The following is a 19,354-nucleotide window of genomic DNA, read 5'->3' as shown; positions in this document are numbered from 1 at the left end:
ACGTGGATGTGGACGTGGACGCCGACGTCGCCGTCGTGGGCGCCGGAGCGGCCGGCCTGTCGCTCGCGCTGCGGCTGGCTCGACCACCGCTGGGCGCGCGCCGGGTGACGGCGGTGCTCCTGGCCGCGCCGCCGGGCCCGTTCCGCACCGCGCGGCGCACCTGGTGCTACTGGGAGTCGGGGCCGGGGCCGTACGACGAGGCGGTGACGGCGTCCTGGCAGCGGCTGCGTGTGCGCTCGGCGGGCGGCCGGATGGTGGACGCCGCCATCGCGCCGCTGCGCTACAAGATGCTGGACTCCGAGGCCTTCGAGGCGCTGGCCGGGCGGGTGCTGTCCGACAGCTCTTGCGTGACGCGTGCGGAGGCCCTCGTGGAGCGGGTCGAGTCCGTGGCGGGCGGCGCCGTGGCGCACGCCCGCCGGGCCGACGGCACCCGGGTGCGGGTGCGGGCCCGCTGGGTCTTCGACTCGCGGCCGCCCGCACGCCTGCCGCCCGCGCGCACGACACTGCTGCAGCACTTCCGCGGCTGGTTCGTGCGCACCCGCGCGCCACGGTTCGACCCCGCCGCGGTGGAGCTGATGGACTTCCGCACTGCGCAGCCCCCGCACGGCCTGTCGTTCGGGTACGTCCTGCCGACCGGCCCGTGCGAGGCGCTGGTGGAGTACACGGAGTTCTCCCGCGGCCCGCTCGGCCGTGACGACTACGACCGCGCGCTGCGGCACTACCTCACCGAGGTGCTCGGTGTCGGCGCGTACGAGATCACCGCGACCGAGCAGGGCGTGATCCCGATGACGGACGGGGACTTCCCCCGGCGCGCCTCCGCACGCGTGTTCCGCGTCGGAGCGGCGGCGGGAGCGACCAGGCCCGCGACCGGGTACACCTTCAGCGCCGTGCAACGCCAGGCCCTCGCCGTGGCCGCCGCGCTGCACGCCGGACGCCATCCCCTGCCGCCGCGGGCCCACTCCGCCCGCTCCCGGCTCATGGACTCCGTGCTCCTGCACGCGCTCGACCACGGCCGCGTGGACGGCCCGGCCTTCTTCACCCGCCTGTTCTCACGCGTGCCCGCGCCCCGCCTGCTGCGCTTCCTGGACGGACGCACCAGCCTGCCGGAGGACCTGTCCATCGGCCTGCACGTGCCCGTCACCGCGATGCTCGGTTCCGCGCTCGCCCTGCCCTTCACGCCGCGCCGCGGTCACCCCGCGAGCTGATGACCTCGTACCCGAGAACTCGACGATCCGTTACGGAGATGGCATGACCGTGCTGCGCGACGCCGACCTTGCAGCCGCGTTCGACCACGCCTCCCTCAGCTACGACACGCTGGTGGCGGCCAACCCCGGCTACCACTGCCAACTGCGCCGCTCCGTGCGGCGGCTCGGGCTGCCACGGGCCGGCGCGGGACTGAGAGTGCTGGACCTCGGCTGCGGCACGGGCGCCTCGACGGCGACCCTGGCCGCGGTGCTTCCCGGCGCGGACCTCACCGCCGTCGACGCCTCGGCCGGCATGCTGCGGCGCGCCACCCGTCGGCGGTTCCACCGTCCCGTGCGGTTCGTGCACGCGCCGGTGGAGCGCCTGGCGGAGGCCGGTGTGCGCGGCCCCTTCGACGCGGTCTTCGCCGCCTACCTGCTGCGCAACACGGCCGACCCGGACGCCGTTCTCGCCTCCGCCCTCGGCCTGCTCGCCCCGCACGGCCGCCTGGCGGTGCACGAGTACGCGCTGAGCGGGAGAGCGGTCCACCGGGCGGTGTGGACCGCGGTGTGCGGCACGGTCATCCTGCCGGTCGCCACGCTGCTCGGCGACGGGCCGCTCTACCGCCACCTGTGGCGCAGCGTCGTCACCTTCGACGCGGCCGGACAACTCGCGGAACGCGTACGGCGAGCCGGGTTCGAGCACGTGCGCGTGCTGCCCCTGCCGGGCTGGCACACGGGCATCACCCACACCCTCGTCGCCCGCTGCCCGGCGGCCGGCACCGAAGAGGCGGCCCGATGACCAGAGGCCCGCACCACCGGTCGGCCCGTCCGGGCCGGGACCGGCAGGCGCGGCTGCTGCCCGCCCCGCCCGGCGCCGCGCGCGCCGACCGGGACGGAGCTCCGCGCGCTGCGGTCGTCGGCGGCGGCATCGCCGGTCTCACCGCGGCCACCGCCCTTGCCGAACGCGGGGTGCGCGTCACGCTGTACGAACGCGAGCCGCAGCTCGGCGGCCGGGTCGCCGGATGGCCCACGCGCCTGACCGACGGCACGACCGCGACGATGAGCCGCGGCTTCCACGCCTTCTTCCGGCAGTACTACAACCTGCGCGCCCTGCTGCGCCGCACCGACCCCCTCCTGTCCGGCCTCGTCGGTCTGCCCGACTACCCCTTGCACCACGGCAGCGGCAGGCAGGACGGCTTCCGGCACGTGCCGCGCACGCCGCCGCTGAGCGCGCTCGGATTCGTGGCCCTGAGCGAGTCATTCACTCCGCGTGACCTGACGCGGATGCGACCGCGGGCGGCCCTGCCCCTGCTCGACGTGCGTGTCCCCGAGGTGTACGAACGGCTCGACCTCGTCAGCGCCCACGACTTCCTGGAAGCGATCAACTTCCCGGCCGCGGCCCGGCATCTGGCCTTCGAGGTGTTCTCCCGCAGCTTCTTCGCCGACCCCCGCGAGCTGTCGGCCGCGGAGATGGCGCTGATGTTCCACGTGTACTTCCTGGGCTCGTCCGAGGGACTGCTGTTCGACGTGCCCGGGGAACCCTTCCCACAGGCCCTGTGGGACCCGGTTGCCGGGCGCCTCGGACGGCTCCGCGCACGCGTGCGCACCGGCACCGCGGTGCACGGGGTGTCGGCCCTTGCCGCGGGCGGCTTCACGGTGAGCGCCGCGAGCGGCGAGGAGCCGTACGACGCTGTGGTGCTCGCCCTGGACCCGGCGGGCCTGCGCTCAGTGGTGTCCCGTTCCGAGAGCCTTGGGGACGACCGGTGGCGCGAGCGGGTGGCCCGACTGCGCACCGCGCCGCCCTTCCTGGTGTCGCGCCTGTGGCTCGACGGCCCTGTGCGCGCCGACCGGCCCGGCTTCCTCGGCACCAGCGGATTCGGGGCGCTCGACAACGTCAGCGTGCTCGACCGCTGGGAGGGCGAGGCCGCGCGCTGGGCAGCCCGCACCGGCGGCTCTGTCGTGGAGCTGCACGCCTACGCGCTGCCCGAACACGCCGACCGGGCCACGACGCAGAAGGAGCTCCAGAGCGAACTGCACCGCCTCTACCCGGAGACGAGCCGGTCCCGGGTGATCGACGCGCGGCACGAGTGGCGGGCCGACTGTCCACTGTTCCCCCTCGGCGGCTACGCCGAGCGGCCGACGGTGGGCACGCCCACGCCCGGCCTGGTCGTCGCGGGCGACGTGGTTCGCACCGGTCTGCCCGTCGCCTTGATGGAGCGGGCGGCCACCAGCGGCTTCCTCGCCGCCAACGCGCTGCTGCGGCGCTGGGGGCTACGCGGGCACGCCCTGTGGACGGTGCCCGATCGCGGCCGCTCCGCCGTCCTGCGGTGGGCGGCTCGGCGGGCGGGGCGGTGAGCACGCGGGCCTGCGGTGGGCGGCTCACCGGTCCGCTTGCCCCCGGGGCCGAGCGGGCCGCTGCCTCGGACGTCCGTGGCGGTCTCCAGGCCCGCAGGGCGCGCAGGGGCCCGTGCTCCTCTCCGTGCAGCATGCCGGCGTCCACCCGGTTGAGGTAGGCGACACCCACGGCCAGGCCCACTGGAAGCGGCGCAGGTCGGCGAGAAGTTGGCCGGGCAGGTGCCCCCCTTCGAGAAGGTCGCCGTACAGGGCGGGCGCGGACGCGTCCGCGAGCACGGCCCGGTGGGCGGCCACTCGCTGTCCGGCGGCGGTGCGCACCTCGACGGCCCGCCCGTCGCGCTCGGTGACGCGTTCCACCCGCTGGCCGCAGTCCGTGGTCCTCCGGACGCAGCCGGGCCAGGGCCGGGGATGCCGCGGCCAGCGGGTAGAAGGAGCTGGTCGTTGACGGAGTCGGGGGCGACGCCACGGTCGTGGCGCACCGCGCCTCGCGGGTCGGGCCCTGCCTCCAGCACCCACACGCTCCGAGGCGCCGCGGGCACGGGCGCTGCGCCCTCCGTCTTCGCACAGCCGGGCGAGGCGGCCGAGCATCGCTCGGTGGCGCAGCTGGATCAGGGCCTCGAACCCGGCGTTGTGCAGCCGTCCTCCCGCGCCCCGCAGCGGATGCTCGTCCAGGGTCACCAGGCAGTGTTCGCCCCAGGCACGCAGGTCGACGGCGATGCGGGCCGTTCCCAGCGGCCCGGCGTGCGCCTCCAGCTCCAACGTGGAGCCCTGTCGGCACCGGCGTACCACGGTTTCGTTGGCCAGCCGCAGGGGTCCCAGCCTGATCTCGTAGGCGATGGCCGCGTCAGCGGTACCAGCAGCCCTGCGCCTCCGACCCAGCGACGCGGCGCACGACGCCACCAGCGTCCGCCCCCACGACCTGCCGCTGGCCCCGGACGAGGGGCCGGGCGCACCTGCCGACCAGCGGACGGGAGCCCCTCTGCGCCTGTTGCGATCCACGGCCTGGCGCGGGCATGACGCCGGCGCGCGGGGAGACCCGGGGCGTGCGGCTCCCCCGCCGCGGCCACTGACCGGAGGTAGTGATGCGAGCACTGACCTGGCACGGCAAGCGCGACGTCCGCGTCGACACCGTTGCCGACCCTGTGATCAAAGAGCCGACCGACATCGTCATAAGGACGACGTCGAGCGGCATCTGCGGCTCCGACCTGCATCTGTACGAAGTCCTCGGGCCCTACCTCGACCCCGGTGACATCGTGGGGCACGAGCCGATGGGCATCGTCGAGGAAGTGGGGGCCGACGTCACGGAGGTGGTGGTCGGCGATCGTGTCGTCGTGCCCTTCAACATCAGCTGCGGCCACTGCTACATGTGCGGTCTGGGGCTGCATTCGCAGTGCGAGACCACGCAGGTCAAGGAGCGCGGGACAGGGGCCGCACTGTTCGGGTACACCAAGCTGTACGGCCAAGTCCCCGGCGGTCAGGCCGAGTTCCTGCGCGTGCCCTTCGGCAACACGCTGCCGATCAAGGTTCCGCACGGCCCGCCCGACGACCGGTACGTCTACCTCTCCGACGTCCTGCCCACCGCCTGGCAGGCCGTCCAGTACGCGAACGTCCCGCCCGGCGGCAGCGTGACCGTCCTGGGGCTCGGGCCGATCGGCGCCATGGCGGCCCGGATCGCCCTGCACCGGGGCGCGAGCCTCGTCATCGGCGTCGACCTCGTGCCGGACCGGCTGAGCAGGGCGAGCCGGGACGGCGTCAAGTCCCTTGACCTGCGACGGCACAGCAAGGACATCGGTGACAGCATCCGGGACCAGACGCAGGGCCGGGGCACCGACGCCGTGATCGACGCGATGGGCATGGAGGCGCACGGGGCGCCGGTGGCCAAGGCGGCGCAGTGGGGCGTGGGCCTGCTGCCCGACGCGCTGGCGGAGAAGCTCATGGAACGCGTCGGCGTCGACCGGCTCGGCGCCCTCTACGCCGCGATCGACATCGTGCGCCGGGGCGGCACCATCTCACTCAGCGGCGTCTACGGCGGAGCCGCCGACCCCCTGCCGCTGCTGACCATGTTCGACAAGCAGATCCAGCTGCGCATGGGACAGGCCAACGTCAAGCACTGGGTGGGCGACATCCTGCCGCTGCTCACCGACGAGGACCCCCTCGGCGTGGACGGCTTCGCCACGCACCACATGCCCCTGGAAGACGGCCCGCTGGCATACCGAATGTTCCAGGCCAAGAAGGACGGAATGATCAAGACGCTCCTGCAGCCGTGACGACCGCGGCCGGGGCCACCCAGTCAGCCGCCCGGTGGCCGGGTTAGGGCAGCAGGGGGAGCACGTCGCGCTGTGCTCCCCACACCAGACGGCCAGGAGGCGACCAGCCGTCGAACTCCAGGCCGCTCGGCCGCCGCGCCCTGGTGCAACTGCGGTGCGGCAGCCGCCCGTCGTTCCGCCTCCGAAGCACCGAGCATCGCGACGGCCCCCGCAGCCCGCACGGCGCGGGCTCTGGCGGACCGAGCGATACAGCGGAGGAGCGGCTCGGGCAGAAGCACCAGGCCACCCCTGTCAGGCGTTCCTGCGCGGCTGCGGGAGGCGCTCTTCAGCGCCGTCGTGGTCTTCTGCGCCACGGTCACCTTGGCGGTGCTGTTCTTCGCAGGCCGTGTCGGCTCGAATGTGGATCTACCCCGGGGAGATGCCGGGCATCGGTGGCTCCTGCGCAGGGCCACCCCCGTCGGGGTCCTGCGCGAGATGGGCTCGACGCGGCTGCACGCGCCTGGCGATCAGCATGCTCGCCGCCAGGGCGTGCGGGGCCACCCACTGTTCCGCGATGCCCCGCTCGGTGAAGGACCGGGTGATGTGGTCCTTCAGCGTGAAGAAGGTGAGCGCCCTTCGGGGGTCGCACAGCGTGCGGGAGGTCCCTGCGTCCACGCCCCAGCGCTGCAGCGCGGGCGCCGGTTCCCCAGCGGCGGCCAGCCGCGCTCCCTCGCCCAGCCAGGCGGTGTCGGCCGTGGCGTGCCGTTCCAGCCAGGAGACGTGGAAAGCCTCCGTTTCGCACTGCATCGCGTCGAACTCGCCGATCGCCTCCAGGTGCGAGGGGGGCATGGGGCTGAACACCAGGTCCGGATCCAACGCCTGCCAGGAGAAGGGCCGGGCATGCTCTGACAGATCGGTGGCGGCCTTCGTGGCTTTCATCGGTACGCGCAGGAGACGGCGCGTGGACTGCTGCTTGCCCGGCTTGAGCTGCTCCAGCAGCCAGCCCGTCCGGACGGCGGCGGGGGGATGCGAGCCACCGTGGTGGACGAACAGCGTCCGCTCCGCCACGTGCAGGGCCATCATGGCCATCAGCGCGGCCATGGTGGCCCGTTCCCGCATGCCCAACGTTTCCCACCGGCCGTGGCTGAGCCTCTCACTGGCGCGCCTGGTGGCCTGGAAGGCGAGCCGGTCCGCGTCCCGCTCCCTGCGGTCGTCGGCGGAGCAGGCCGGGAGGCGCTCGCCCGGCGCGAACGCGCTCGGGCCGGAGGAGTGCCCGAGGACGTGGTGGGCCATCTCATGGCCGACGACGAAGCGATAGGCGAGGTGACTGAGCTGCCAGGCGTACCGCTCGCCCTCCGGGCTGAGCCGCACCCCCAACTGCGTCGACGCGGCCAAGGCCCGCTGGTGGGTGGTGTGGTAACGCAGCAGGGCGGTGAGCACGTCCTCGTGCCCGAAGAGCTCCCCTTTGCCGAGGTCGCGCAGCACTCGCCAGAAGGCCGTGGGCCGGGACGCGGCATGGGACCTCTTGTCGGCGCACAGAGCGAGGTACTGGCAGTAGCTGGAGCACATGCCGAAGATCCCGTCGGCGACGATGACCAGGCCCGAGCCGTCGTCGAAGGGGGTCATCTGGGCCGACACGGCTTGGTCGAGCGTGGTGACGACGCGTACCGACTCGAGCCGGGCGGCGCTCGCCCCGAGGTCGGCCATCGCGGCCTTCAGCTCCTCACCCACCATGTCCACGAAGCCGACGGACAGGTCGGCGCCCGGCTTGTACCGAGGGTCCTTTCGCCAGTCAGCGGAGGCCTCGTCGACCTGTCGCAGCAGGTCGTGGGCCCCGAGTTCCCGCAGTTGCCGCCGCTTCTCCGCCAGTGCCGCCTCGCGGTCCGCCTGGAGGAGAGCGCGCTTGCGGTCCGCCAGGGTCGTCATGGGCGCGCGGGCGCGTTGTGGCAGAAGGTGCCGAGTCCCACCCTGGCGACGAGGACGGCGATGAGGACGGCCGTCGTGGGGTCACCGAGGGACTGCTGCAGCAGTTCCTGGAGGGCGTAGGCGTCGAGGAGCCGGTCCGAGCCGGTGGTGCCCATCAGCGACTGGGCCCGGTCGTGATGACAGATCTTGATCTGCAGTTCCCGGTGCTTGTTGGCGAACCACTGCTGCCCGAACCGGCGTTTGTCCTCGTCGTCAGCGGGAGAGAGCCCCAAACCCTCCCCCAGGAGCTCCGCCCCCAGCAAGGCGTACAGTTCGTCGTCGCTCCTGCTCCAGTACTCCTCGACGGTCATGTGGTCCCGTCCCCCCGTCGCCCCCGAGCGGTCACTCGCGGTGACCTGATGCCATCTGCTACGGGAGCATAGGGCCCGCCGATTCCGTGCGGTGTGCGGGAACGACGAACTGTGCACGGCTGCGGCCGGAGCGACAGCGGAGGTGCATGTGGGGGACACCGCGCTCAGAACCTGATGCGGAAGATATCTACACGTAAGCCCTGGCCACTGGTTGCTGGCGGCCTGCACACGCTTCCGTGCGCCTCGCCCGTCGCCGCGTGCACGTCCTGTGGGCCCTCCTGCACTACGGACTCTCACGCCCGACGCCCTCGCGCCTTGACAGACAACCTGAGGAATCAGTCAGGGCGCCTCCTCCTCCGCCAGTCGCCGGGCCAGGCCCTTCAGCTGCCCGGCCATCTGGTTCAGCTCCGCGCGGGTGGTGTCCGCGCCGATGATCTCGACGTACTGGAAGTGGTCCGCCTTCAACTCGTCGTGGATGAGTTTGGCCTGGGCCACGGGGAGGTCGCCGGGGACGACCCCGAAGAGCTTCACCTTGGTCGCCGAGATCCGGACTTTGACGAGCTCTTCACCGATGTAGATCTGCTCCAGCTTTCCGATGTCGCTGGGCGAAAGGCGCTCCACGTCCTTGCGGAACTGCCCGCCCGCCTCAGCGAGTTGGTACTCCTGTTGCAGGTCGAGGAAGGTCTTGTGGTAGGGCTTGCCGGTGACGCGGGCGAGCTCGCGCTCGCTGCGGAACTTGTTCTTGACGAGGCTCAGGAACGTGGCCCGGTCCTCGGCGCTCCTGAGGGAGGACAGACCGCCGCGTCCCCTGCTCAGGCCGCGGGCGGTCTGGCCGAAGCCGGCCTTGGCCTCGAAGATCGCCTCGATGTGCAGGACGCCGTTCCGGCGGATCGCGAGGATGCCGTCGGTGACCGCGCGGCCGCCCCGGTCGGAGATGAGGTGGCCGGGGATGAACTCCAGCTTCTCGCGGGCGGCCCTGACGCCCAGTGCCTGGGGGCCGGTGCGCAGCCGCAGCCACGGGACGACGCGGTTCTCGACCAGTTCCTCCAGCAACTGGCCCTTCAGGTTGTTGATGTACGGCCCCTTGGAAAGGACCCGGCGCACCGCGGGGACGTCGAGGTCCTCGAGCACGGGGTGCCGACCGGTCATCCGGCGGAGCAGCGCCTCGATCTCGTCGTCGAGGTCCCCGGCCACCCGGCCCGCGCCACCGCCGGAGGCGCCACGTCCACCGCGGAGGAGTTTGGGCAGTCCGTCGGCCGCCTCCCGGCCGAGCTTCCCCGTGACGCGGCCCTCGGCGCGCAGGGCCTCCTCGGCCTGCCGCACGGAGTGGACGGCCGGGCCGTTGACGGCCATCCGGTCGGCCGTGAGGACCAGGCGCCGCCAGGCGGCACCGTCGTGGCCGTACAGGCGGGCGAGCCGGGATTCGGTGTACATCACGCGGCCCGCCTTGACCATCCGGCCCGCGAACGGCAGCAAGAGGGTGGCGAGCAGGACCGCGCGCTCGATGTCGCCGAGCCGGTAGCCGAAGAGGTCGCGGCCCTCGTACGCCTCGTACGCCGCCAGCATGCTGCCGATCAGGGGCAGGGACCCGACGGCGGTCTCGAACAGTTCGGCCTCCAGCGGCGGTTCGATGGGGATCTCACCACGATCGACGTCCGGCAGCAGCCTCTGGGCGGCCCGCAGCAGGGCGACCACGTCGGGGCGCTGGGGCAGGAAGACCGCGTAGTAGCCGGTTTCCGCCGACAGCTGCAGGAAGGCGGTGTCGTACGGCTGGGCGCGGAACCAGGTCATCAACTCGTCGGCCACGGCGGTCATGTACAGCTTCGAGGTCTCCTCGTTGGGTGTGATCAGGTAGTCGACTCCGTTGCGCGGGTCCTTGGTGTAGGACTGCTGCACCGCCACCTGGGTGCGCAACCGGTTCGCGAAGACGAGGTACTCCCCGTGCTTGCGCGCGAGCAGGTCGGTGTCGACCGGCCGGTTCACCTCGCGGCCGGCTCGCTCCAGCACGGCGGCGTACCAGCGCTCCGGGCCGCTGAGGCCGGTGGCGCGGCCCCGCCCGCCGCCCGCGTACGCCTGTGCCAGGGCGGGGCCCGTGGCCACGTCCTCGCGCATGATGTCCACCGTGCGGCGCGCGACGGCGACCTCGTCGGCGGGCGTGCGCGGGCGCAGCAGGTGCTGGAACAGCCGCAGCTCCGCGGCGGCCAGCTGCTCCAGGAACGGCCTCGCGTTCACCGGCATCGACGGTCTCCTCTCCTGTCCTGCCCCGGTGTTGCCTTCAGTCCTCGACCCACTCTCCCGAGCCGTCCTTGTGCCAGGTCGGGAGCTTGTCGTCCTGACGCAGCTTGACCAGGGTGGTCGGGATGCGGACCCGCCACGGGTCGCCCTGGGGCACCTCGGCTCCGGGGCGGTCGAGGCGCTCGGCGATCTCCTCGGCGATGGGCAGGTAGAGCGGGCTGGTGATGGGGGGAAGCGGGCCGCCGTTCCACAGCTCGCCGAAGTTCATGTAGTGGTCGATGGCCCCCTCGAAGCCGGGGCGCACCGGCACGGTCACCCGGCAGTAGCCGGCCTTGAGGAACTCGTTGAACTGCGGGTCCGGATCGTCGTAGCTCAACCGCTCGTCCCATTGGCCCTTGCGGCCCCAGAAGTACGGGTACGCCACCCAGGTCAGGTGCTCCCACTCGATGGCCTGCTCGAAGAAGCGTACGTACGCGCCCTCGGCGGCGGCCTCCTGGACGTCGATCTGCGGGATGGGAGAGCCGTCAGGACCCCGCTTCACCTCGATCGCACCGAACAGGTCGAAGTGCTGGTCGGTGAGGATGCTGACGCAGTTCTTGCGCAGCTCGTCGGCGATGAGGAGCTGGTTGGCCCGGGGGTTGCGGCCGTGGATCGGCACCCCCGCCTGGAGCTGGAGGGCGGCGAGCTTCTCCTCGTACTCCGCGAGCCGGGCCCGGTAGGCGTTGGTGAGCTTGGCGTGGGTGTCCAGCGCCCACTTGTGCATGGCCCGCTCGGTGCGCCGGCACTTCACCTCGATGCCCACGGCGATCTCGGAGATCCGCCAGGTCTGGATGGCGACGGGCACCGAGTCGCGCTCCTCGGCCAGCGAGGTGGTCCACAGCCAGTGGTCGTCGTTGCTGAACCGGTGGGTGCGGTTGCCCACCAGCACGTCGATGCAGCAGCCCCGCTCCCACAGGTTGAACACCGCCCCGCAGGAGACCTGCACGGCCATGTAGCCGTCGTCGATGGCCACCTGGCCGGAGTGGGTGTAGTCGGTCTTGCTGTCGCCGCCGCCCGCCTTGTAGTCGAAGGACTTCGTCCGGTACGGCTCCGGCGGCGGGGAGACGTCCGTCGCGCCGTAGAGGTGCACCCACTGGGCGTAGTTCAGCTCGGTGATCTGGTCGGGGCGCAGATCGAACTGCTGGGGCTTGTCCAGGTCCACGGCGCTGGCGTGCGCCGATTGCAACGTCTCCACGAAGTACGCGGCCGGCTCGGGAATCATGAAGTCGAACATGGTGCGCAGGCCGTAGTTGTACATCTGGGCCTCGTAGACCTTGTTGACCCACTGGTACACCCCGGAGATGTTGTTCAGACCGGTCCGGTTGTCCAGGCCGTGGCTGTTCTTCTCCGTCACCTCGGTGGTGACGCGCAGCGAGGTGCGCTCCAGCACCCGCTCGGAGATCCGGTTGGCGCTGCGCTGTGTCACGTCCTGTGCGAACACCGCGGCCGACTTGGTGGCCTCTTCCTTGTTCCGGGACTGCGACCCCTCGGCGGAGGCGGTGAACTCGACCGTGGGACCGTACTTGCCCGAGACCGTCAGACCCGCCTTGAGCTGCGCGTCCTCCTTGATGACCGTGCTGGCCTCGCGCGTCATCTCATAGCGGTCGGTGGACTCCAGCTCCCGCTCTTCGGTGGTGGTGACCTCCGACTCCCTGACGGTGATCTGCTCGGTCTCCTGGCGGCGGGTGTGCTCCCGCTGCTTGCTCTCGCCCCGCAGCACGTTCTCGATGTGCGCGATGTCCGCGCCCTCGTACCCGACCAGTTGCTGGCGGACCAGGATCAGGTCGGCGACCCCGGAGGGGGCCACCGTGCCGCGGCTGCGCGGAACGCGGTCGTCCTCCAGGGGGATCTGCTCCGGCAACGGTGTCGTACCGACGACCAGGGCCGTCCACAGGGAGGGCAGCGGGGTGGAGACGGTGACGAGGGTGTCGCCCACGCGTTTGACGCTGCGCCGGGTGGGCCGGCCCACCAGGGTCTCCAGTTCACCGCCGATCCCGTCCTGTTCGTCCCTGAGCGTGTCCACGATGCGGTCCAGCGGCTGACCCACCGGGCTGATGCCCCGATCGGCCAGCACGGTCTTGGTGCCGGGACTGAGCTTGTCGGCCGCCGCCTGGTGCAGCCGGAAACCGAGGTCGGACAGGACGGACGGCTTGAAGGGCGGGGTCCCGGAGAGCAGGTCGGGGCGGGCGCCGAAGAGCTGGCCTGCGAGATGGGCCGCTCCCTCCACGGGCAGAGGGGGCGGGGCCGGGGGGTCACCCTCACCGGCGGCGGTGGCGGTGGCGCCCGGCACGTCGCCGGAGGCAGGAGTGGGGCCCGTGTCGCCGTCCGTACGGGGCTCCGCGCCGGTGCCCGCCGAGCCCGGGCCGTCGGCCGGACGCGCCCCGTTCCCGGAAGCATCGCCTGATGCCGCCGGGGGCACGGGCCCGCCGAGCGCCCGCAGATTGGCCTCGCCGAGCCTGTTGTGGAACTGCACCTGCCGGGTCAGCGCGGCCGGCGGCTGGAACTCCTCCGGAGGGACGGCGCCCACACCCGGGGTCTGCTGGGTGGACAGCAGGTGCTCGCCACCGAGTCCGGTCAGCTCACCCACCGCCTCCCGCAGCCTCCGGTGTGCGGTCAGCAGTGTGGCGGCGCGTTCGCGGCGGGCCGCGGCGGCCTGGGCCTCCCGCTCCCGCTGCCGCTGCTCGGCCGCCTTGGTGGACAGCTCGGGTTCGAGCCCGGTGGGGCGCGGTAGCCGCAGGGGACGACGCAGGGTGCGATGGGCGTCGTCCGCCTTCGCGGGGAAGGACGTGTCGGTCGCCAGCCGGGCGATCAGGTCCAGGTGGCGCAGCTGCTCGGTGAGGGCGGCCAGCGGTCGGCCGTGCTCCCCCGGCAAGTACTTGATGGCCAGCAGGCTGTCACGGAGCTTGGTGACGGCGTCCAGGTAGGGCTGGGACGCGACGAGAGCGGACGGCTCGGAGCCGTAGGTGTCGCGTACGGCCTTCACCGTGGCCGTACGCAACGCGCCGGGCTGGCTGGGCGGAGCCCCCAGCAGGCGACCGAGCGTGGCCGTGAAGGCGGCTGTCTGCGCGGCCAGCGGAGTGCGCGACGGATCGCCGACGAACCCGGCCGACGCCACGAACTGCGCCGCGGCCTTGCGTGCCTCGACACGCGGCTTCGCTGAGGTGGCCGCGGAGGCCAACGCGCTTTGGAACGCGGACTGTTGAGAAAGGTCGATGCTCGGACGGTCACCGTCCTGGCTCACCGCGGGACGGACCAGTGACATGCGGAACAACGGTTCCATGAAGCCCCCTTGAAAGTGTGTAGGCACGAACCCGCCTCAAGGCAGCCCTGCGCCGCACCAGCCACAATTCGACAGCAAGTTCTGAGATGTCGAGGACAGCGTTGCGACACACCCGAAACCCAGGCAACTCCCGTTCCGCTGAACGGAACACACAGCCTTCAGCACCCGGGCCACCATCATGCGCAGACGCAGCAACCCTCGTGGCCTCACTCCTTCTCTCTGGTGCCGCCTGCCCGGCCTGATGGGGCACGGGGTGGGATTCCCACCGTCCCCCTGCACGGCGGTGGAACGGCGACGCCGCGGGGCGTGCACCTCGCCGCCGTTCGCGGCCGTGGCTTCGGCAGGAGCTTGAGCTCCGGTGGTCTGCCTTGCCCGGTACAGGTCCTACTCACGCGCCCTCGCCCACGTCATCTCGACCTGGTGCAGCTGCTTACGCGATCGAGCAAGAACCACCATGAAGTTCCTCGTCAGCGAGTGAGGCGGCCCGTCGGCAGATCCGCCCGCATGCGGTGCCGAAGGACGTCTGCACTCCTGAGCTCATTTCTCGGGTCTTCACGCGCGCAGAACACATCGTGCAGGGGCCCCAGCTCATCGGGAGTCAGCTGGTCCAACTCGGTGAAGTACGGAAGTGGAGTCACGGTCCCGCCTCACCCTCGTCCACCGCCGCGCCCCCTCTGCGATCGACGGGCCGACACGGCGCGGGTACGACGGCCTGGTGCGCGGCGAGCGTCCGGTGGAAGTCCGGCGAGGCCACTCGCGCGGCCGCACGACCGACCCCGGCCCGGCGGCGCCGCAGAGCGCAGACCCCGCTCACCCCGCTCACGCCGCATGCCCAGTGGACCAGAGTCCCTTCTCCTCATTGTTGATCACACGCATCGGTACCGGACGACTCGCTGGTGCGCGGTGAAGCGGCATCCGCGGAATGCGGCACAGCCGGATTCCTCCGGGTCAGCCGCAGGAGTGCCTGTGCTGAAGCGCTGGACATCTCACTCGGGACACCCAGGGAGTCCAGATAGCCGACCGTCGCTCGCATCTCGGCCGCCCGGCGTTCGGCGTGCTGCCGGGTGCCGGTGAGGAATCGGTCGATCATGACCGGTCCGTCGGCGCCCAGCTGGTCCGTGATCTGCTCGCGCATCCACTCTTCGCAGCCCGCCGCGCGAGCGGCCTCCACTGCCTCACAGATCACCAGGGCGAGCGGCTTCATCAGCACGCTGCGCAGCAGTTTGCGGGCGGCGGCAGCACCGGCAGGGAACGGCAGCAGCTCGACGGGTGCGCCGAGTCCCCGCAGTACCCGGGTGACGGCGGGGCCACCGGGGCCGCTGGCGGCCACGGCCGTCCGTGCGCCCGTGAGCGGTACCGTGCCGAGGATCGCGACATCGGCGAAGGACACCGGCGCATCGGCCAAGGCCTCGGCGGCCGCGGTCATCGCCGCCGGGGAACCCGCGGTGAGATCGGCCCAGCAGGTGCCAGGGGCGAGAGCGGGGCGGGCCTGCGTCGCGAGGCGGACGCTCCATGACGCCGGGGTGAGCAGCAGCACCATCTCGGCGTCGCGTACGGCGTCGGCCAGGTCTGCCACGCGGCGGACACCGCCGGGGGTGGCGGCGGGGCCGGGGTCGAATCCGGTCGTCTCGTGTCCGGCGGCGGCCAAGGCCGTCGCGTAACGGGAGCCGGCCTCGCCGAGGCCGATCACAGCGATATGCATCATCGTCTCCTTGAACGGTGGTGAAGCCGCGCTCCCCCGGCCGCCGGTGGCCGTCGCACGGAGTCCGGCTGGTTGGGGTGACCCGGGGGGCGATCCTCCTCCAAGGGGCCCCAGGCCCGGCTAGGGCTGGGCCCCGAACCGCACAGGTCGGCCGGTGCTGAGCGAGATCACCTCACCGCCCGGTGTGAGCCGTTGGGAACAGCGGCCGGCTCACCCCGTACGACGCGGCGATAGGCGGCGGACACCCATGCGTGCCCCACGGAGCGGACATGTGTGGTGGCCTCCCGCCACGGCACCGCTTCGCCACAGCACGTCGGCGTGGTTGCCGTCAGGAGCCGCGGTGCCAGGCATCGACTCGTCCGCGCTCCTGCCGGATCACCGCACGCTCCGGCTGGCCCGGCACGGGGTCCGGCCGGCTCGTCGCACTCAGGATCACACCCGCCAACGCCAGTGCTCCTCCCATGAGTTGGGACCAGATCAACGGTGCCCCGGTCAGGACCGCGAACAGGTAACCGACGGCTGGGATGCCGCCGGTGAACGTGCCTGCCACGGATGCCGGCACCCTGCGCAGTGCGAAGGTCCACAGGATCAGGGTGAGGCCGGACGCCACGACACCGAGGTAGGTGATCGCGAGCCAGCCGTCGGTGGAGGGCGGCCGGAACCCCTTCTCACCGATCTCCCACCCCAGCCACGGTGTCAGGAACACCAGGCCCCACAGGCTGGACGCCGAGGCCAGGACGACCGGCTTGAGGTGAGTGCAGAAGCGCCGTACGTAGGCGGTGTAATACGCGTACGCGGCGACACCACCGAGCACGATCATGTTGCCGAGCAGGTCGAACCGGGGCCCGCCGTGCCCAACCACGAGCAGCACGCCGAGCACCGCAAGGACCAGTCCCAGCGCCCGGCCGGCACGGAGCCTCTCGCGCAGCCACAGCAGACCCAGCATCACGGTGAGCACCGGCAGTGCCGCCTGCAGGAGCGCGGCGCTGTCGGGTGAGGTGAACAGCAGTCCCACGTTCTGCAGTCCGTAGTACAGGGCGACGCCGGTGAGTCCGCACACCACGTACGAGGACCTGAACAGGTCACGCGCCCTCAGCCCACCGGCGATGCCGAACGGCAGGAGCACCAGGGATCCGATGGCGAACCGCAGGAACGTGAGCTGGGCCGGCCCGGTCTCGGCCAGTACGCGGTCGCTCACGACGAAGGTCGAGGCCCAGATCAGCACGGTGGTCGACAGGGCGAGCAGCGCGGAACCCCGACCCTTCACTCGTCCTCCGGCACCAGTCGCAGCTCCCGGCGCACGCGCGTCACCGAGTTCCGCAGCTCGACGAGGGAGGTGCTCTGCAGGTGGAGCTGCGCGAGCCAGTACGGCTGCTCGTGCACCCGGTCCTCGACGACCCAGCCACGCTCCCGCTCGGCGTAGCCCGCGATCCGCACGGTCCGGTCCAGGAGCTCGGCCGGGTGTACGGCGAAGCCGCCGAACCGGACGGGGGTCCGATGGGTGCCCAGGCACTCGCTGCCGTAGAGATGGACGGTGGCCGCCGCCCGCGACGGCTCCGCGTCGGGATCGAAGCGCCGGGTGGTGCACGTACCGTGCAGCAGCGCGTCCGCGAGGGCGCCGACCAGGTCGCAGCCGTGGGCGAAGTCCGTCTCCGGGATGATCGTGCGGCCCGCGTAGCGAGCCGCGATCTCCACTACGGCGCAGCCGCCGTCGGGCATGAGCTTGAGCTCGACGTGCGTGCCGCAGGTGTCAAGGCCGAGTGCGGCGACGGCCCGTTCGGCCGTGTCGATCACCCGGCGGCGGGCGTCCGCGTCCATGGACGTCGGTGAGACGTGACCGCTCTGTGTGAGCGGAGGCACTTTCGGGGTCACGTCGGTGATGGCGACCGGTACGTACGCGCCGGCCACCACCAGGCCTTCCACACAGACCTGGTCGCTGAAGCCCGGTACCGGATACCACAGGTCCGGATCGCCATGGAGCAGTTCCTCCACCAGGAAGGCCCCTTCGGCATCGGCCGGAACGTCGAAACCGGCCAGCGACTCCCGTGCCGAGGCGAACACCTGCTGCGCCTGGTCGGCGCGATCGACTCGCTGGATGCCGGCCGCGGACATACCGCGCCGTGGCTTGATCAGCACGGGGCCACCCACTTCGGACATCAGGGCGACGATGTCCTCCTCCGACCGCAGCGGGCGGTAGCGCACGTTCGTCAGTCCTCCCGCCGTGAGGGCGTCCCGCATCAGGAGTTTGTCCCTGGCGCGTTCGGCACCGGCCGCGCCGGGACCGCGCAGCCCGAGCTTTTCCGCCGCGCCGGCCGTCTGAGTGGCGTAGAGCTCGCTGAAGCACACCAGAGCGTCGGCACGCCAGTCCTGCGCCGCCACGACGACGCGTCGTTCGGTCTCCTGCTCGTCCCGCCGGTCCCATGGGCCGTCGTCCAGCAGAACACGTTCCGCTCCGGCGGTGAGCACGGCACGCTCCACCGGGTCGAGGCGTTCGGGGCGCGGCACGTAGACCGCGATGCGGGCCCGAGCTCGCAGCACGGGCAGAAAGTAGGACAGCGGCGGGCCGCCGTAGTCGTAGACGATGAGCACCCTCATGACGCGCCCCCCGGAGAGTAGTAAAAGGCTCGTTCTTGCGGCGCGTTCGGGAACAGTGCCTCCCGCATCACGTCGTAGGTCGCCCAGTCCGCCCAGTGCACCAGCGCCGACTCCTTGCTGCGCTTGGTGTGCTCCCCCTCGACGGAGTGGGTCGCGATGATGTGCACCACCTCGGTCGGCAGGCCCATCTCCTCGGCGAGCCGCGCGCCTGTGTACGGGTGGCGCAGCAGCAACGGCCGGCGCAGCACCGGCACCGCCGGTTCGGCCGGGCTCTTCGGTCCGAAGAGCTCGAACAGGCCGACGTCGTGCAGCAGCCCGCCGGCCAGGACGTGGTCCACCCTGGTGCGGGAGCCCACGATCCGGTTGCACTCCTCCGCCATGTCGGCCGCGGCGGCCGCCACCAGCCGGAGGTGATCGACCAGCCTCACCTCCGTGCGGACGACCGGTGGCGCTCCGGACGCGGTCTCCTCGACGTACCACATGATGCTCGGGTCGGCCCAGCCACCGCGCCTCGCGGCCTCGGTCAGCACGTCGACCGTCCTGTCCCGCAGGCCGTCGTCACCGATCCTGGTGAGCTCGGGCAGCCACTCCACCCACTTCACGATGTCTCCCTGGGGGCGGACGTGGTGACCTGTGACCGGGTCGCGACCACCTCGTCGTCGATGGCGAACAGCTGATTGCAGAGCTCGGGCAGGAAGTATCCGGGTCCTTTGCCGGTGGCCGCCGCCAGTTCACCGGCGATGCCATAGGCGCAGACCCCGGTGACCGTCGCGGTGAACACGTCCTCACCCGCGACGGCCGCGAAGGCGCCGAGCACCGCGGACCGCGCACTGCCGGTGCCGACCACCTGCCCCATGACCGGATGTCCGTTGGCGATCGCGGCCAGCCGCCGTCCGTCGCCGACGTAGTCGGTGCGGCCGGAGACGGCGGCGACGACCTGAGCGGACTCGGCCAGCTTCCGGCACACCTCATCCGCCGGAGCTGTGGCGCTGACGGCGTCGGCGCCACGCATCACCGAGGGGACACCGCACAGGTCCGCCAGCTCGGCGACATTGCCGGACACCATGCGGACGGCTCCGGTGTCGAGCAGCGCCCTGGCGAGGTTCGAGCGGAACCGGCTGGCTCCGGAGCCCAACGGGTCGAGGACGACGGGGATCGACCGTGCCGCACAGGTCTCGGCCACCCGCAGTACGGTCCGGTCCATGCCCGGCACCGAGGTCCCGACGTTCAGCACGACCGCGTCCGCCGTCCCGGCGATCTCCGCCGCCTCCTCGGCCGCGTGCGCGAAGATGGTCGCAGCGCCCAGCGACTTCACGGTCTGCGCGCAGGCGGCCATCGACACCAGGTTGGTGATCATGTGTACGAGCGGGCGGCGCTCGCGGATCGCGGCGATCAGCCCGTCACCTGCCGGCCCGCTCATGGCCCCGTCACCTGCCGGCCCG

13 protein-coding genes and 2 pseudogenes are annotated in these 19,354 nt (G+C 71.9%); 4 read left to right on the top strand and 11 right to left on the bottom strand.

Annotated elements, in window-relative coordinates; translation table 11 throughout:
• Positions 1-8 precede the first annotated feature (8 nt).
• Genes C9F11_RS42165 through C9F11_RS42155 form a run of 3 tightly spaced genes read left to right on the top strand, consistent with a single transcriptional unit; the run spans position 9 to position 3,539 of the window.
• Positions 9-1,205 (top strand): lycopene cyclase family protein, encoded by a 1,197-nt coding sequence (locus tag C9F11_RS42165; RefSeq protein WP_249402286.1) that lies wholly within the window; start codon positions 9-11, stop codon positions 1,203-1,205.
• 43 nt (positions 1,206-1,248) lie between these two features.
• Positions 1,249-1,983, top strand: a complete 735-nt coding sequence (locus C9F11_RS42160; protein ID WP_138965805.1) for a class I SAM-dependent methyltransferase — start codon at positions 1,249-1,251, stop codon at positions 1,981-1,983.
• Entirely contained in the window at positions 1,980-3,539 is a 1,560-nt protein-coding gene (locus C9F11_RS42155) for an FAD-dependent oxidoreductase (RefSeq protein WP_138965803.1), read from the top strand. Before C9F11_RS42160 ends, C9F11_RS42155 begins: the two co-directional genes overlap by 4 nt.
• A gap of 177 nt (positions 3,540-3,716) precedes the next feature.
• Here C9F11_RS42155 and C9F11_RS50005 read toward each other — a convergent pair.
• Positions 3,717-3,908, bottom strand: a pseudogene (locus C9F11_RS50005) (NAD(P)/FAD-dependent oxidoreductase); the annotation flags it as partial.
• A gap of 189 nt (positions 3,909-4,097) precedes the next feature.
• Positions 4,098-4,382: pseudogene (locus tag C9F11_RS49140) on the bottom strand (SRPBCC family protein); the annotation flags it as partial.
• Between the two features lie 239 nt (positions 4,383-4,621).
• Here C9F11_RS49140 and C9F11_RS42140 point away from each other — a divergent pair.
• The gene (locus tag C9F11_RS42140; protein ID WP_138965801.1) at positions 4,622-5,806 is read left to right on the top strand and encodes an alcohol dehydrogenase catalytic domain-containing protein; all 1,185 of its coding nucleotides are present in this window, start codon (positions 4,622-4,624) and stop codon (positions 5,804-5,806) included.
• A gap of 405 nt (positions 5,807-6,211) precedes the next feature.
• Here C9F11_RS42140 and C9F11_RS42135 read toward each other — a convergent pair whose 3' ends face one another.
• The 9 genes from C9F11_RS42135 to thiM form a co-directional block, all read right to left on the bottom strand.
• A complete protein-coding gene (locus tag C9F11_RS42135) occupies positions 6,212-7,711 on the bottom strand; it encodes a hypothetical protein (protein WP_138965799.1) in 1,500 nt (499 codons plus the stop codon).
• Positions 7,708-8,061 (bottom strand): hypothetical protein, encoded by a 354-nt coding sequence (locus tag C9F11_RS42130; protein ID WP_138965797.1) that lies wholly within the window; start codon positions 8,059-8,061, stop codon positions 7,708-7,710. The genes C9F11_RS42135 and C9F11_RS42130 overlap by 4 nt, the downstream gene beginning before the upstream one ends.
• Positions 8,062-8,400: 339 nt before the next feature.
• The gene (locus C9F11_RS47840; RefSeq protein ID WP_171076038.1) at positions 8,401-10,299 is read right to left on the bottom strand and encodes a hypothetical protein; all 1,899 of its coding nucleotides are present in this window, start codon (positions 10,297-10,299) and stop codon (positions 8,401-8,403) included.
• Positions 10,300-10,336: 37 nt separating this feature from the next.
• A complete protein-coding gene (locus C9F11_RS42120) occupies positions 10,337-13,615 on the bottom strand; it encodes a hypothetical protein (protein ID WP_138965795.1) in 3,279 nt (1,092 codons plus the stop codon).
• Between the two features lie 856 nt (positions 13,616-14,471).
• Complete coding sequence (locus C9F11_RS42115) at positions 14,472-15,317, bottom strand: DUF1932 domain-containing protein (protein WP_138965793.1); 846 nt, start codon at positions 15,315-15,317, stop codon at positions 14,472-14,474.
• Between the two features lie 328 nt (positions 15,318-15,645).
• Positions 15,646-16,584, bottom strand: a complete 939-nt coding sequence (locus tag C9F11_RS42110) for a DMT family transporter (protein WP_138965791.1) — start codon at positions 16,582-16,584, stop codon at positions 15,646-15,648.
• On the bottom strand, positions 16,581-17,912 hold the full coding sequence (locus C9F11_RS42105) for an ATP-grasp domain-containing protein (protein ID WP_138965789.1): 1,332 nt from the start codon (positions 17,910-17,912) through the stop codon (positions 16,581-16,583). The genes C9F11_RS42110 and C9F11_RS42105 overlap by 4 nt, the downstream gene beginning before the upstream one ends.
• Positions 17,909-18,514: an HD domain-containing protein gene (locus C9F11_RS42100; RefSeq protein ID WP_138965787.1), complete on the bottom strand. Its 606-nt coding sequence runs from the start codon at positions 18,512-18,514 to the stop codon at positions 17,909-17,911. The genes C9F11_RS42105 and C9F11_RS42100 overlap by 4 nt, the downstream gene beginning before the upstream one ends.
• Positions 18,511-19,332 carry a hydroxyethylthiazole kinase gene (gene thiM, locus C9F11_RS42095; protein WP_171076037.1) on the bottom strand — a complete coding sequence of 274 codons (822 nt, stop codon included), beginning with the start codon at positions 19,330-19,332 and terminating at the stop codon, positions 18,511-18,513. The genes C9F11_RS42100 and thiM overlap by 4 nt, the downstream gene beginning before the upstream one ends.
• Positions 19,333-19,354: the final 22 nt, after the last annotated feature.

Origin of the sequence: Streptomyces sp. YIM 121038 (genome assembly GCF_006088715.1) — a bacterium.
Lineage (GTDB): Bacteria > Actinomycetota > Actinomycetes > Streptomycetales > Streptomycetaceae > Streptomyces.
The sequence above is the reverse complement of the archived record's forward strand: the minus strand, read 5'-3'. Positions and strand labels throughout refer to the sequence as shown.